General features: G+C 38.2%; 13 protein-coding genes and 2 pseudogenes. 2 read left to right on the forward strand and 13 right to left on the reverse strand.

Annotated features, from left to right (window positions below; genetic code table 11):
* Positions 1 to 28: 28 nt before the first annotated feature.
* The 6 genes from csd6 to HPSH112_RS04375 all read right to left on the reverse strand — a co-directional run bounded on the left by csd6 (position 29) and on the right by HPSH112_RS04375 (position 6372).
* Positions 29 to 1021, reverse strand: coding sequence for a cell shape-determining L,D-carboxypeptidase Csd6 (gene csd6, locus HPSH112_RS04350; protein WP_000722726.1), 993 nt, complete (start codon positions 1019 to 1021; stop codon positions 29 to 31).
* Positions 1018 to 1923, reverse strand: coding sequence for a GTPase Era (gene era, locus HPSH112_RS04355; RefSeq protein WP_000849819.1), 906 nt, complete (start codon positions 1921 to 1923; stop codon positions 1018 to 1020). Before era ends, csd6 begins: the two co-directional genes overlap by 4 nt.
* Positions 1923 to 3254, reverse strand: coding sequence for an HslU--HslV peptidase ATPase subunit (gene hslU / locus HPSH112_RS04360; protein WP_001292863.1), 1332 nt, complete (start codon positions 3252 to 3254; stop codon positions 1923 to 1925). The genes era and hslU overlap by 1 nt, the downstream gene beginning before the upstream one ends.
* A complete protein-coding gene (hslV, locus tag HPSH112_RS04365; protein WP_000461049.1) occupies positions 3254 to 3796 on the reverse strand; it encodes an ATP-dependent protease subunit HslV in 543 nt (180 codons plus the stop codon). The genes hslU and hslV overlap by 1 nt, the downstream gene beginning before the upstream one ends.
* Before the next feature lie 3 nt (positions 3797 to 3799).
* Positions 3800 to 4249: a 50S ribosomal protein L9 gene (rplI, locus tag HPSH112_RS04370; protein WP_000866279.1), complete on the reverse strand. Its 450-nt coding sequence runs from the start codon at positions 4247 to 4249 to the stop codon at positions 3800 to 3802.
* 62 nt (positions 4250 to 4311) lie between these two features.
* The gene (locus HPSH112_RS04375; protein WP_000642595.1) at positions 4312 to 6372 is read right to left on the reverse strand and encodes a DUF262 and DUF1524 domain-containing protein; all 2061 of its coding nucleotides are present in this window, start codon (positions 6370 to 6372) and stop codon (positions 4312 to 4314) included.
* Between the two features lie 137 nt (positions 6373 to 6509).
* Here HPSH112_RS04375 and glnA point away from each other — a divergent pair, with 137 nt between their 5' ends.
* Entirely contained in the window at positions 6510 to 7955 is a 1446-nt protein-coding gene (glnA, locus tag HPSH112_RS04380; protein WP_000261539.1) for a type I glutamate--ammonia ligase, read from the forward strand.
* A 249-nt stretch (positions 7956 to 8204) separates the two neighbouring features.
* Here glnA and HPSH112_RS04385 read toward each other — a convergent pair whose 3' ends face one another.
* From HPSH112_RS04385 to HPSH112_RS08490, 7 genes and pseudogenes are all read right to left on the reverse strand, one after another.
* Positions 8205 to 8375, reverse strand: a complete 171-nt coding sequence (locus HPSH112_RS04385; RefSeq protein ID WP_000856366.1) for a hypothetical protein — start codon at positions 8373 to 8375, stop codon at positions 8205 to 8207.
* 332 nt (positions 8376 to 8707) lie between these two features.
* Positions 8708 to 9472, reverse strand: coding sequence for a 4-hydroxy-tetrahydrodipicolinate reductase (dapB, locus tag HPSH112_RS04390; RefSeq protein ID WP_000690529.1), 765 nt, complete (start codon positions 9470 to 9472; stop codon positions 8708 to 8710).
* Positions 9473 to 9494: 22 nt separating this feature from the next.
* Positions 9495 to 10875 (reverse strand): annotated as a pseudogene (gene glcD, locus HPSH112_RS04395) (glycolate oxidase subunit GlcD).
* Position 10876: 1 nt separating this feature from the next.
* Complete coding sequence (gene pgbA, locus HPSH112_RS04400; RefSeq protein ID WP_000945107.1) at positions 10877 to 12184, reverse strand: plasminogen-binding protein PgbA; 1308 nt, start codon at positions 12182 to 12184, stop codon at positions 10877 to 10879.
* Between the two features lie 10 nt (positions 12185 to 12194).
* Entirely contained in the window at positions 12195 to 12833 is a 639-nt protein-coding gene (locus tag HPSH112_RS04405; RefSeq protein ID WP_000119944.1) for a hypothetical protein, read from the reverse strand.
* Entirely contained in the window at positions 12833 to 14044 is a 1212-nt protein-coding gene (gene csd3 / locus HPSH112_RS04410; RefSeq protein ID WP_000231098.1) for a peptidoglycan DD-metalloendopeptidase Csd3, read from the reverse strand. The genes HPSH112_RS04405 and csd3 overlap by 1 nt, the downstream gene beginning before the upstream one ends.
* A 203-nt stretch (positions 14045 to 14247) precedes the next feature.
* A pseudogene (locus tag HPSH112_RS08490) lies at positions 14248 to 14331 on the reverse strand (R.Pab1 family restriction endonuclease); the annotation flags it as partial.
* A 154-nt stretch (positions 14332 to 14485) separates the two neighbouring features.
* Between HPSH112_RS08490 and HPSH112_RS04415 the strand changes: the two are divergent.
* Positions 14486 to 14872, forward strand: coding sequence for a hypothetical protein (locus tag HPSH112_RS04415; protein WP_000226672.1), 387 nt, complete (start codon positions 14486 to 14488; stop codon positions 14870 to 14872).
* Positions 14873 to 14926: the final 54 nt, after the last annotated feature.

Consider the following 14926-nt stretch of genomic DNA (forward strand, 5'->3'; position numbering starts at 1 on the left):
CTTAAATCGCTCTCATTAAAACAAAGCCCTATTTTTCCATTATAATAGAAACTTGATTGTTTTCAATCTCTACATAGAGTTCTTTTTGAGAATTAGAGCTATAAGAGAGTTTGTTTTGCTGATAAGCTTTGTAATCTTGGTCAAACACCACATAAAACAAGCGTTTGTTCTGGGAGTTGGGGTAAGGGATCACGCTAATAGAAGAAAAAGCGATATTCTTTTTTTCGTTTTTCGCAAACACCCTTTTTTTATACTCTTTAAAAGCGTTGAATTTCATGCCGTCATAGCGAGTGAAATTGGGGTTATAAAAACGCATGTAGCGTTCAAAATCGCCCCTAGCCCAGGCTTCTTTCCATTGAAAAAGGGAGCTTAAAACCATGCTTAATTCTTCTTTAGTGCTGGGGAAAAACTTGTCTTCATAGGTGATAAGGAACGCTTTTTCGCCTTTTAACGCTTTATCATAAGAGCTTAAAAGCGGGTTTTCAATCGCAATGCAGCCTTTGGTGTTCAATTCATTCCGATCGCCATTTAAAGGCATTCCATGCACCCAAATGCCATGCCCGGTGCGTTTTTTCAAGGTGTCATACAAATTAGGGTAATTCGTTACAAAAGCTAAAACGCCATAATATTGATCCAAGCGCTCTAATTTCTGCGTGATACGATACACCCCAATAGGCGTGGCCAAATCGCCCTCTAAAGTTTTATCGCCCTTTTTAGAGCCTACAAGGGCTTTAGAGCTGTTGATTTTTTTAAGCATGTTGCTTTCTATTTCATAAAACTCTAAACTAGGCTTGGATTTATCCGCCACAAATAAAAACTGCTTGTTTTGATAATAGCCAAAATCCGTGTCCTTATTTTGAAGCTCTTCTAACCAAAAAGATTTATCCGATAAGTAAGAATCCAGCTTTTGACCCACCACTTCCAAGCCTTGTTTTTGATAAAGACGCATAATTTCTAACAAACGCTCATCAGCATTCAATCCCACAAACCCCATTAACAGAGCCGGTAATATTTTTTTCAATCCATACCCCTTTTATGGATATAGCCCAGTTTTTGCAAGCTCTTTTCTTCCTTGCTCCATGATTTTTGAGCGATCACTTGCAAGTTTAAAAAAACCTTTTTTTCGCCCACTTCTTGCATTTTCAATCGCGCGTTAGTCCCGATGCGTTTGATATTCACCCCGTTTTTGCCTATCACGATTTTTTTTTGGCTTTCTTTTTCTACGATAATATGCGCATACACCTTGTCTATGCGTTCTTCTTCTATAAATTTATCAATCATCACATCGCTTTCATAAGGGATTTCATCGCTCAAAAAATCAAACAAACTCTCCCTAATGATTTCCTTATAAATATCGCGCATTTTTTCATCGCTCATCAAATCCTTTTCAAAAAGCCATGCGCTAGGGCTTAAATGCTTACTGATGCATTCTAAAAGCGCGTTTAAATTTTGAGATTTTTTCGCGCTCAAAGGCACGAGAGCTAAAAATTGCGAAGCGTGTTGTTGATACTCTTGCAATTTTTGCAAAACCTGCTTATGCGTGGCGGTGTCAATCTTACTCACAGCCAAGATATGGGGTTTTTGGCACAAACTCAAAAACTCTTCATAGCCTTTTAAATCATCATGCACAGAAGCTAAAAAAACGCACAACTCGGCATCGCCCATCGCTTTTAAAGCCTGTGAGAGCATGCATTGGTTGAGTAATTTTTCTTGATGATGAAGCCCTGGCGTGTCTAAAAAAATGATCTGGCTCTCATACCCCTCTTTATCTTTAAAAGGCACGATGCATTTCATTAATTTTCTTGTCGCATTAGCCTTATGCGAAACGAGGGCTAAATGAGCGTTTAATAAAGTGTTTAAAAGAGTGCTTTTTCCAGCGTTTGGTTTGCCTATAAGAGCTACAAAGCCCGCCTTAGTTTTCATTATAAAATATACTTCACCAAATTTTCATCAGCCACTAAATCCCCTAGCTTTGATTGGACCAACTCTTTAGTGATAGTAACCTTTTGCCCAGAATAATCCTCCGCTTCAAAACTAATGTCTTCTAGCACTTTTTCAATGGTGGTGTGCAACCTTCTAGCGCCTATATCTTCGCTTTTTTGATTGGCGTTATAAGAAAGTTTGGCTAACTCTTTGATCGCATTGTCTTCAAACACAATTCCTACGCCTTCCACTTTTAAAAGGGCTTGGTATTGCTTGATGATAGAGGTTTTAGTTTGGGTTAAAATCATATACATGATTTCTTCGGTTAAACTCTCTAACTCCACCCTTAAAGGGAAACGCCCTTGCAATTCAGGGATGAGATCGCTTGGCTTAGAAAGATGAAAAGCCCCTGCTGCAATGAATAAAATATGCTCTGTTTTAATAGGACCATACTTCGTATTCACCACACTCCCCTCTACAATCGGCAACAAATCCCTTTGAACCCCCTCTTTACTAGGATCTTGACGGCCTCCTTCTTTAGAGCTTACAGCGATCTTATCAATTTCATCAATAAAGATCACCCCTGAACTTTCCGCGCGCTTCAAGCCTTCCATTTTAATGGCTTCGCCATCTAAAAGCGTGTCGCTAATTTCTGCCTTTAGGGCTTCTTTAGCCTCTTTAACGCTTAAAGTTTTTTTGACTTTATCCTGTTCTTTATGGAAAAACTTAATCACATTTTCTTGAACCCTTAAAATTTCAGGCGGCACATTAGAATCGATCTCTATGCTTTTTTTACGCACTTCAATTTCAATTTCTCGGCTATCCAACTCGCCTTGCGCGATTCTTTGTTGCATTTTCAAAAGGCTGTTAGCGTATTCTTGTTTTTTTTCTTCGCTCACCCCATTAGGCAAGGGGGGTAGGAGTTTTTTAGCGATTTTTTCTATAACCGCTTCTTCAATCTTGTCTTTTAGTTTTTCTTTATGCTCATTTTCCACTAAAAGCACGCTGTTATTGACTAAATCCCTTACCATAGACTCCACATCGCGCCCCACAAAACCCACTTCTGTGTATTTGCTCGCTTCCACTTTCACAAAGGGGAGTTTCATGATTTTTGCTATTCTTCTAGCGATTTCAGTTTTACCCACGCCAGTAGATCCAATCATTAAAATGTTTTTAGGCGTGATTTCTTCTTGTAAGGATTTTTCCAGCTGCAAACGCCTGTAACGATTCCTAAAAGCGATAGCGATAGATTTTTTAGCTTCCTTTTGCCCAATAATGTATTCATCTAAATAAGCGACAATTTCTCTTGGGGTCATATTCAATTCAGACATTAAAGCTCCAAAATTTTAATATTCGTGTTGGTGTAAATGCAAAGATCCCCTGCGATTTTTAAGGACTCTTCTACAAGTTTTCTAGGCTCTAAATGAGCGAAATTATCTAAAGCCCTAGCCGCGCTTAAGGCAAAATTCCCCCCACTCCCAATGGCAGCGATCTTATTGTCTTCGGCTTCTAAAACATCGCCCGTACCGCTCAAAATGAAAATGTGATCCAAATTTAAAACGATCATCATCGCTTCCAGTCGGCGTAAATACTTGTCCTTGCGCCATTCTTTGCTGAAATCCACCACGCTTTTAAACAAATCCCCTTTTTTGCTCTCTAAAATGCGCTCAAACATATCAAACAAACTAAAAGCGTCCGCAGTGCTCCCAGCAAACCCGCTTAAAACCTGGTTGTGATACAAGCTTCTGATTTTTGTCGCATTGGCTTTGACTACGCAATTCCCCAAAGTTACCTGCCCATCGCCTCCAATGAGCGCGAACTTCTTACCCCCCATTTCCCCTCTATAGCCTAGAATCGTCGTCGCTTCAAACATTTTCTACTCAGCCACCACATCAATTTTAAACGCGCCCACAACCCCAAATCCAAGCTTGACTTCAATCTCATAAATCCCTGTGCTTTTAATCGGGTGTTTGAGTTCAATGTCTTTTTTATCCAAATCTAAACTCGCATGCTGTTCTTTCAAACGCTCCGTAATCTCTTCTTTAGTGATCGCTCCAAATAAAGAGCCATTCGCGCCGACTTTTTTATGGATGGTCAGCGTGATGGTTTGTAAGGTTTCTACCATTTGCAATTTTTGCACCTTTTCTAGGGCTTCTTTTTCAGCTTTCTTTTTAACTTCGGCTTTGTATTTGTTGATCACTTCGTTAGTGGCGAGTTTGGCTTTTTTGTTAGCGATTAAAAAGTTATTCCCATAGCCATCTTTAACCTCACACACTTCACCCGCTTTGCCTAAATTTTTCACATCTTCTAGTAATAGAACCTTCATTATATCCCCTTTAAGTTTTAAGTAATTTGTAATTATACTCTTTATTTTAATAAGTTGGGTTTTTATTGCCTGTTCCTACCACCCATCTGTTTTTCTAAAGCCTGTTTGATTAACCCCAAACAATAAGGGATATCCTCTTTTGTTTCTAGCTTGATTTCTATGTTCCAATTCGCTGGATTACCTGTACCGGTCTTATCCCTTGCCAGATTTTTTTCATCTTGCAATTCATTGAATTTCATATTTAAATACAGGTTTAATCCTTTTTTTAGCGGTTTAATAGCCACAAAATTTTTGCCAAACTCATAAGAGATATAATCTTGATTAAATTTTTCAACAATCTTTTCATCAAGAGCTTTAATCTCTTTGCTTAAAATATCAAATAATTCCCTTGAACGAGAGCCAAATTTATAAGAGTTTAAATCATAAACCTTTTTTTCTTTCTTGTCTTTCTTGGGTTTATATTTCTCTAGCGTTTCTGCATCTAGATTTGGATAAGTCCAAATCTTTAAAGCCAAATCCGCTAAGTCATTAGCTCTTTTTTTAATCTCTTCTTCGCCAAAAGATTCTAAATCCCTCAAACCTTGATTGAGCCTTAATGGGCTATCCTTGAAGCCTTTTTCCATGTCTCGTTTTTCTTGGAAAGGTTTGTTGCTGTATGTAGGGTTATAGCCTGTCAGAGTGAGATTGCCTATTGTGTGGAGGTATTTTTTGTGTATCTTTTGAAAATTTTCACCCAAATCCTTTTCCCATTGTTCCGTGAGTGTTTGAGGCATGATGTGCTCAATAGTGTATTCATGGGTATAGACTCGCTCTTTTCTGTCAAAATTTTCTAGCCTTTCAAAAAAGTATCTATTTTTTTGAAACTTATAAAAATCTGTCGTAATAAAACAATCTTTAAACTCGTCGTTGTTTGGAAATCTTTGTTTTTCTGTCAGATAACCAAAATGCGCCTTTAGGCTTTCAAAATATTCATCTTTTTGAATGTGCTTTGTAAAAGAGGGAAAGACTTTATTGAGACTATTTGTGCCAAGCCCGCACACCGCCCTTCTGCAAATATAGCTCTCTATCAAAGCGATGCTACGGATAAAATCAGCCTTGGATAAAACCCCATCGCTATAATCGCTATAAAGCTCTAATAATGGCGGATAAATCACATCCATCTCTAAATCCACCAAAAAACCTAAAGCCTTGTTTAAATCCTTATCGGCTTCTTTTTTGAATACGATCTGGCAAAAATACCCGCAATATTTTTGTAAATCTTTTAATAAATCCTCTACTCCTATCCCCTCTTTTTGCTGGTAATCCTTGAAAGCTACATAAACCTTCTTGATATTAGGGATTTCTCTTGTTTTGATCGTGAGATAATGCCGGACAAACTGATTAAACAATTTTTCATTTTGTTTAAGTTCCTTCTCCATAGCCCTCCAGTATTTATTATAAAAGCGTTCTCGCTTTTCAATCTCTGTTTCCATTACGATATGGTTTCTGATCAAATCCGTTTGCGCAAGTTCCATACCTTTTGAGTTCATGCTCTCAAAGATAAGTTGAGGATCATCTTTTCCTTTTTCTAAAGCAATTTCAACTATCATAAGCTTTTCTAATCCTTTAAAAATCGTTTCTAGCTCGTTGGTGTTTTTACTGATCCATTTTTCAAATAATTCAAAATTTTGCACTATTTTTGATGAGATCTCGCTCGGTTCTCTTCTGTCTTTATCAATCAAATAGAGCAAGGTATCTTTATCAGAGTCTGAGAGGATGAGTCTGAATTTCTTATCGCCGTCCTTATCGCTGTTGATAAGATAGTGGTCCTCTATTTCTTTACGCTTATCGCTCCAATGATCTCTCAAAGCGATGAGTAAAAGCGTGATAGTGGTAAGCCTTTGTTGGCCGTCAATGATGAGTAATGGATTGTCAGAGTGCTTAATGCCATCTAGCACATACAAAATAGAACCGATAAAATGCCCGTCCATCTTATTATCTCCACCAATTTTTATAATATCATCCCATAACTGCTCGCATTGTTCCTTTTCCCAACTATACACTCTCTGATAGATGGGAATGACCAATTGATTCTTTTGATTGTCTTTAATAAATGTTAATAGCGGGGTTGCCTCTGCTTTCATAAATAACACTCCTTGATTTAGCGGATTTTACCTCATGCATCTTAATAAAACTTGATGCAGATTTCACTTTTTTACCCCATAAATGCTATAATCACCCCTATCAATCAAACTCAATTTATAACAATTAAAGGTGGTTAATGGTAGTAAGAACTCAAAATAGTGAAAGCAAGATCAAAGAGTTTTTTGAATTTTGCAAAGAAAATGAAGTGGAATTTGTGGATTTTAGATTCAGCGATATTAAAGGCACTTGGAATCACATCGCTTATTCTTTTGGGGCTTTAACGCATGGCATGTTTAAAGAGGGGATTCCTTTTGATGCGAGTTGTTTTAAAGGCTGGCAAGGCATTGAACACTCCGATATGATTTTAACCCCTGATTTGGTGCGTTATTTCATTGACCCTTTTAGCGCGGATGTGAGCGTGGTCGTGTTTTGCGATGTGTATGATGTGTATAAAAACCAGCCTTATGAGAAATGCCCTAGAAGTATCGCTAAAAAAGCCTTACAGCATTTAAAAGATTCAGGTTTGGGCGATGTGGCTTATTTTGGTGCAGAGAACGAATTTTTCATCTTTGATTCCATTAAGATTAAAGACGCTTCCAATTCCCAATACTACGAAGTGGATAGCGAAGAGGGCGAATGGAATAGGGATAAGAGCTTTGAAAATGGCGTGAATTTTGGGCATAGACCGGGCAAACAAGGGGGCTATATGCCTGTGCCGCCAACGGATACGATGATGGATATTCGCACAGAAATTGTGAAAGTCTTAAACCAAGTGGGGTTAGAAACTTTTGTCGTCCATCATGAAGTCGCGCAAGCGCAAGGCGAAGTGGGCGTGAAATTTGGGGATTTAGTGGAAGCCGCTGACAATGTCCAAAAACTCAAATATGTGGTTAAAATGGTCGCTCATTTAAACGGCAAAACCGCCACTTTCATGCCAAAACCTTTATATGGGGATAACGGGAGCGGGATGCACACCCATGTGAGTGTTTGGAAAAACAACGAAAACCTTTTTAGCGGCGAAACTTACAAGGGCTTGAGCGAGTTGGCGTTGCATTTTTTAGGGGGTGTGTTGCGCCACGCTAGAGGGTTAGCCGCTTTCACTAACGCTTCCACTAATTCTTATAAACGCCTAATTCCTGGCTATGAAGCCCCATCTATTTTAACCTATTCGGCTAATAACAGGAGCGCGAGCGTGCGTATCCCTTATGGGATTTCTAAAAACAGCACGAGGTTTGAATTCAGGTTTCCTGATAGCTCATCAAACCCCTACTTGGCTTTTTCAGCGATTTTAATGGCGGGCATGGATGGCGTTAAAAACAAGATCGATCCCGGCGAAGCGATGGATATTAACCTTTTCAAATTGACTTTAGATGAAATCAGAGAAAAGGGCATCAAACAAATGCCCCACACTTTAAGGAGTTCGTTAGAAGAAATGCTAGCCGATAAGCAGTATTTAAAAGAAGGTCAGGTCTTTAGCGAAGAATTTATTCAAGCCTATCAGTCTCTTAAATTCAACGCTGAAGTGTTCCCATGGGAGAGCAAACCCCATCCTTTTGAATTTATCACCACTTATTCATGCTAAAACAATGAGCGGATCAATAATCCCCTTTTAAAAATTTAGAACAGGGCAAAAGTGTCTCGTTCTTAAAAATGGGGTTTGAAAAAATTTATTTTCTTTATTTTTTTGGATAAGTCTTACTTGACGCTTTTTAATCTTTAAAAATGGGGTTTTTAACTTTATTTTTATGTAAAACCCATTTTTTAAGGGGATAGAGAGCGTTTGAAATAACACCCCCTAAAACCCCCAACTAAACTCCTCTAAAACCCAACATTAGTTTGATTGCTTAAAATAAGGGCTATCAAAGTCTTTAGGCGTGTAGCGCATTTCTTTCTCTATAATAGCGTTTTTAACACAAGCAACACGCAAAGCCTCAAAGCGAGTCTCAACGCAAGCACAACCGCCAAGTAAAGACGCTCCAATGAACACGCTATTTGTTTTCATTTTATATCCTTTTATTTTAGAATTTTTTAATAACTTAAATATTTTAAATTATTTATCTAGGATAATAAGAATTATTATCAAATAAAAAGTAAATGGAACTCAAAACAATCACAATAACGCTCTACATCCAAACCAAAAACGCTACTCTTTGTAATCCTTGATAATTTTTGCTATAATAAAGCCCTAACTGAAATTGTTCATTTTGTTTTAGTTAGGCTCCTTGAATTAAGATTATAAGGTCTTAGCGTACTAGCCTTGTGTTACTAATCACACAAGGCAAGATTAATCCTTATAAAATAAATTCTTCCAATACAAAAAAGAATTAAAAACATTCAACCAAACATCTCGTTGATTTCATATTTTTTAGCGGCTTTATCTTTAAGCCATAGAGCCACTTCTAAAGCCCCTTTAGCAAAAATAGATCGGTTAGTCGCCGTATGGCTAAGCTCTATGTATTCGCCCTCCAAATAAAACCCTATCGTGTGCTTCCCGGCAACATCGCCCCCTCTTAAAGCGGCTATGCCAATGCTTTCTTTAGAGCGCAAACCTTCTCTGTGAGTGGTAAGAGCGTTTTTTTCATCATACCCCCTAGCCTTAGCACAAGTTTCATACAAACTCAACGCAGTGCCGCTCGGAGCGTCTTTTTTGAGATTGTGGTGCGTTTCTACAATTTCAATATCCGCATCTTTTAATTTCAAAGAAGTTAAAAAGGCTAATTGATTGAGCATCATGATCCCTAAAGACATGTTGTGCGCATGCAAAAGCGGCGCTTTCAAGGCTAATTGTTGCATTTTTTCTAGCGTTTCTTTTTCTAAACCGGTCGTTCCAGAAACTAAAATTTTAGGGCATTCTAAAAGAGCCTCTAGCAAATTATCCACGCCTTTAGGTAAAGAAAAATCAATCACGCATTCGCAAGCCCTCACAAACGCTTTTAAATCATTGGTTACTAAAGGGGCGTGCGAAAAAGAGCTGAAATCCGTTTCGCATTTTTGCCTGACAAACACGCTAGATAGCTCTAATCCCTTATACCCCCCTTTTAATTCTTCTAAAAGCAGTTTTCCTATACGACCGCTCGCTCCATAAACACCGATTTTCATGCGCTTTCCTTGCTTTTAAATCTTACAACCCCATTTTAAAAGGGTTTAAAATATTATTAGGATCAAGGGCTTTTTTAATATTCCTAAAAAGATCCATTTCACTATGATTGAACGCTAAAGGCATGAATTTGGCTTTAGACAAGCCTATGCCATGCTCCCCGCTTAAAGTCCCCTCCAAACTGATAGCGGCCTGAAAAATCTCTTCCATAGCCTGATGCCCTTTTTCTAAATCCCTATTAGGATCTTCTAGCATGATATTCACATGCACATTGCCATCGCCCGTATGCCCAAAGCAAGGGATTTTAAAGCCGTATTTTTGGCTTATTTTAGCGACTTCTTGCAATAAACTCGGCAAACTCGCCCTAGGAACGGTCACATCTTCATTCAATTTCTTTTTACCATAAACGCTAATACTTTGAGAAGCGTTACGCCTTGAAAACCATAAATCCTGCTCTTCTTGTTCGTTTTGAGCGATCTTAAAACCCACGCAACCATTGGCTTTAAAATGCTTTTCTATCTCATTGAGTTGCCATGCAATCTGCTCTTTTACCACGCCATCCACTTGAGTGATGAGTATCGCTCCAGCGTCTTTGGGTAAGCCTTTAGAAAATCGTTCTTCAACCGCTTTGATACTCAAATTATCCAAAAATTCCATCGCCACAGGCGTAACGCCGCTGCTCATTGTCTTATAAACGGCGTTCATGGCGTCTTCAATATGGTTAAAAACCCCCATCGCGCTTTGTTTTAAGGGTGGTTTGGCTAAAAGCTTTAAAGTGATTTCAGAAATCACGCCCAAGCACCCCTCACTAGCAATCATCAGCCCTGCAACATTAAAACCGGCGACATCTTTGATCGTTTTTTTGCCTGCCCTTATGATTTCACCATTCGCTAAAACCACTCTTAAAGCCATGACATAATCTTTCGTGATGCCGTATTTAGTCGCGCGCATGCCACCGGCGTTTTCAGCGACATTCCCCCCTAAAGTGCTTTGATTCTCACTCGCTGGATCTGGGGGGTAGAATAAATTTAATTTTTCCACTTCGTTTTGGAAATGCTTGTTGATCACGCCCGGTTCTACTCTAGCGATTAAATTTTTAGTGTCAATCTCTAAAATCTTATCCAAATGCTTTTCCACGCTTAAAACTAGCCCTCCGCTCACGCTCAACGCCCCCCCCGGTAAAACCGCTCCCAGCCCCCCTAGGCACAACGATGATGCGATGCTCGTTGCAATATTTTAAGATCTGGCTGATTTCTTGCTCGTTTTTAGGGAAAATCACACCGCTAGGCAAATGCCTTTCTTTGGTAGCGTCATAGCAATAAGCGTTCAAATGCATTAAATCAGTGAAAAAATCCTCTCCCCCCACTAGGTTCTTAAAATATTGGATGTGTTGTTTCTCTAACATGTTATTTTTTACCCGCTTCTAGCGCCTTTCTTCGCTCTTCAAGCTCTTTTTCATCTCTTTCTTGATGCTCTTTGGCTCTTTGTTCAAATTCTCTCGCTCTTTGTTCGGCTTTGGCTTTTTTCTTTTCATCTTTCAAGCGGCGTTTTTCTTCTTTAGAATTTGGTTTGTTTTCGCCTTGTTGGGTAGCGTTATTTTCGTCACTTGGCTCTTTAATGGCTTCTTGCTTGATTTCTTGATCATTTTCTTTGGCATTGACTTTTTCATTGCCTTGATCCATGCCCAGAGCCTTTCTTCGCTCTTCAAGCTCTTTTTCATCTCTTTCTTGATGCTCTTTGGCTCTTTGTTCAAATTCTCTCGCTCTTTGTTCGGCTTTGGCTTTTTTCTTTTCTTCTTTCAAGCGGCGTTTTTCTTCTTTAGCATCAAGTTTGCGCTCTGCTTTTTGGTAGTTTTTCTCTTCTAAAGTAGGAGCGTTTTCTGTGCCTTGATTGGCTTTTTTAGGCTCTTTAATGGTCTCTTGCTTGATTTCTCGTTTAATTTCTCTAGCATCAACCTTTTCTTCTTTCTTTTTAATCCTTACTTCTTTGCGTTTTTCTTTCTTCACTAAAGCGTCATAGTAAGCGAAGTAATTTTTAGATTGACTGCCTGAAAAAACTTTCCCTAGCGTGCCTGCATCAATGCCCTCAACCCTAGAAAAAAACGGCGTAGAAGTTTTAGTAACACCGCTTGTATCCAGATCTCTTTTTTCTAAAATTTCAAAACTCTCACAGCTTAAAATATTGAGCGTGTTCGTGGTTACAATATAAATCACCCCCACGCTATAAACATTGCACGCTTTTCTTAAATTAGCGATTTTTGGGTCAAACCCGTTCAAAAAAGTCACCAACAAATCAGAACTGATAAAATTAATATCGGTGTTAGTCGCTCTGATTTTCTCATAGATTTCATCATTAGGAGCGATTAAAAACGCTTGGTTATTGAATTGCCTAAAATAGACCAAATCCCCCTTTTTAGCGACCATTCTTGGAGTGGGCAAATGGCTTTGTTTCATAGACTCAAACGCTCTGAATTTAGCCGTTGCGACGCCATTTTCAACGGCAATAATAACCACTTCAGAATTAACGATTTCATAATCTGAAAGTTTAGTAACGACAAAACCAAACTCCCCCACTTGCAAATCATGAGCAGGAAAACGAATGATTTTTTTAGGCAAATCCACAAATTCTATACTCACTCTTAAGGGTTCTTGCCAAGAGGCCGATTGCAAGCTTATAAAACTCATTAAAAGAAGTCCTATCAAAAGCCTTAACATACAATTCCTTTTAAACATTTTTAAACTTTTTTAAATGCCATAAAATGGCTAAAGACAATCCGGTGGTTTTAGCGTATTGAAAATCCATTATAAAATCAAGAGCTTTTGATCGCTTCAAAAACAGCACTTCAATCTTTTCTGTATCAATCCCCCCACCCTTTGAAACTTTCAAATGCGTGCACACTTCAGCGTAATAGAGCGTTTGCAAACTCCCACTCAAGCCGGTTGCGCTATAAAATTGGCCTATGGTTTCTAAATTTTTAGGGCTGATCTGATAACCGCATTCTTCTAGCGCTTCTTCGCAAGCGATTTCTTCTAAACTCTTATTAGCTTTATCCACAAGCCCTGCGCACAATTCATAAGTGTATCCGTCAATATTTTGATCTTGATCACACTTAAAATGAAAATGGCGCGCATAAATGGCTGGGCGGAATTGTTTCACAATCACAAAACAATCGGATTCTTTTTCATAGAGTAAAACCGCCACGCTGTCTAAAGACTTAATAATATCCCATGTTTTCTTAGTATTCTCTTCATTATAATGCATGCGTTTTAATTCTATGAAATTAGAGCTAGAACAAGGCTCTAAATACACACTAGAATCATCTATTAAAGATTTTTGATTGAAAGCATTCTTAAAATAAGACATTAAAAACCCTCTAAAAGATAAAATGAATTTTTTTCAAAAGAATGGGTTTTAAGAAGTTCTTCTAATTTTTGCTTAGAATGCTGAGCTTTTTCTAAAAAAACCTCTCTTTGCTTGCCGTGTAATTTGCTTTTAGCGGTGCGGATATAGCCTAAAGGATTAATAGGGCGGGAGTTTTTATACACGCCAAAATGCAAATGCGGCCCGGTGCTTAAACCGGTGCTTCCCACTTTTCCTATGATTTGCCCTTTTTTAACGAATGATCCTTTTTTCAACCCCTTAGCAAACGCGCTCATGTGAGCATACACCAAGCGCAATTCGTTCAAATGGATTTCAACCACATTCCCATACCCCACCTTAACCCCTATAAAACCCACACGCCCGTCTGAAGCAGAATGGATCAAACTGCCATGTTTAGCCACATAATCCACGCCGTAATGAGGCCGTCTGACTTTTAAAATAGGGTGGTACCTCCCATACGAAAAAGGCGAAGAAATGCGGGTGTATTTCACCGGGGTTTCTAATAAAAACCCTGCCACTTCTTGCGCCTTTGAGTCATAATAGCGCCCGTTTGAATGGGAAAAAAGATAGTATTGGTTAGAGCGAGAGCTAACCATTGCCATTTTGATAGTCGGCTGGCCAAACGCTTGCCCCACACGATAATCTCTTGTATAAACGATAGCGATTTTATCGTTTTTTGCTAGGCGTTTAAAAGGCACGCTTTTTTTATACGCGTTCATCAATTGGTTGGCTAAAAGGGGGTCATTGGTGGCTTTGACAATATCTTGATAGGGCGAAGTTTGTAAAGAAAGAAGGAGGGTTTTTTCTTTACGAGTGAAGATAATGGGGATAAAGTCTAAAAAATAATCCTCCCCTTTTTTATAAATATGGATTTGTAAATCCTGGCTTATAGGGATAAGGGCTTGAATGAGCGTGTTGTTTTCATCTCTTAAGGTGTAGTAGGTAACATTGCTTTGAATTTCAGCGCTCAATTCTTTATCTTGAGAGCTTAGGTTGTAGTAGAGTTTTTGAGGGATATGGTTTTTTTCTAAAAACCCTAACAGCGTAAGCTTATCCCACACAAGCCTTTCACCCACCAATAAAGTTTGCTTTTTAGCCGTTTCATCGGCTTTTAAAAACACCCCATGGGATAAAAAAGCAACCACTAAAGAATAGATAAAATTTAAAATAATTTTCTTATGAAAAAATACCATGCAGTTGTTTAATGCCTTCAATCGAATCTGTATTTTATTAGTATAACATAAGCCGTTAAAGAAAAACGATACAAGTTTAAAGCCTAGCCTTGTTTTTATAGCTTTATGGAGCGCGTTTTATTGGTGCATGGTGGTTTCTCATAAATGGTTTTATCTCGCCTTATAGCGTTAAATATTCCCTTTTTAATCAATCCGTATTATTGTTAATTTTGAAGTATCTTTTCTAAAATCTTTAACGCATCGTCATGGTGTGCTTGGCTTAAAAGTCCAAAAATTTTAAGCGTTTCTTAAAAAATGCTTTTTAGTATTTTTTACAATCTAGTAACCAAAGAGCTTGTGTGAGCAAGCGATAATTTCATTCAATCAAAATAAAGCCTTTTTTGATCAAACCCCTTGATTTCTCTCTCTCTAGTATAATGTAACAAATTATTAAAAGGAGACATGGTGGCTACGACTATCAACTTGAAAAAAGGTAATCTCATTAAAAAGGGGTTTATTGGGTTTTCTTGGACGACTTTATTTTTTAACTTTTGGGTGCCCATTATTAGAGGCGATGCAATATGGGCGATAGTCATGTTCATTTCCCTTTTCTGTTATTTTGTTGTGGTGGATACCATCATTGATGGAATGTTTCCAGACATTGATAAAATTCCAGATGATGAACTTATAGAGATATTTTTACTAGTTTTTTTAAGTTATATATTTAATATAATTATATTTGCATTTATCTATAACAAACAATACACGACCAGACTTTTAGAAAGCGGCTATGAACCCGCTGATGAATACTCTAGGGGTATCTTACGATCAAAAGGCATGATCGCCTAGCGCTTCCTCACGCTCAATAACAAGGCGTGTAATAAGCCCCTAAATTCACGCTCT

The sequence above is a fragment of the Helicobacter pylori Shi112 genome, from assembly GCF_000277405.1.
In the GTDB taxonomy this organism is placed as follows: domain Bacteria; phylum Campylobacterota; class Campylobacteria; order Campylobacterales; family Helicobacteraceae; genus Helicobacter; species Helicobacter pylori_C.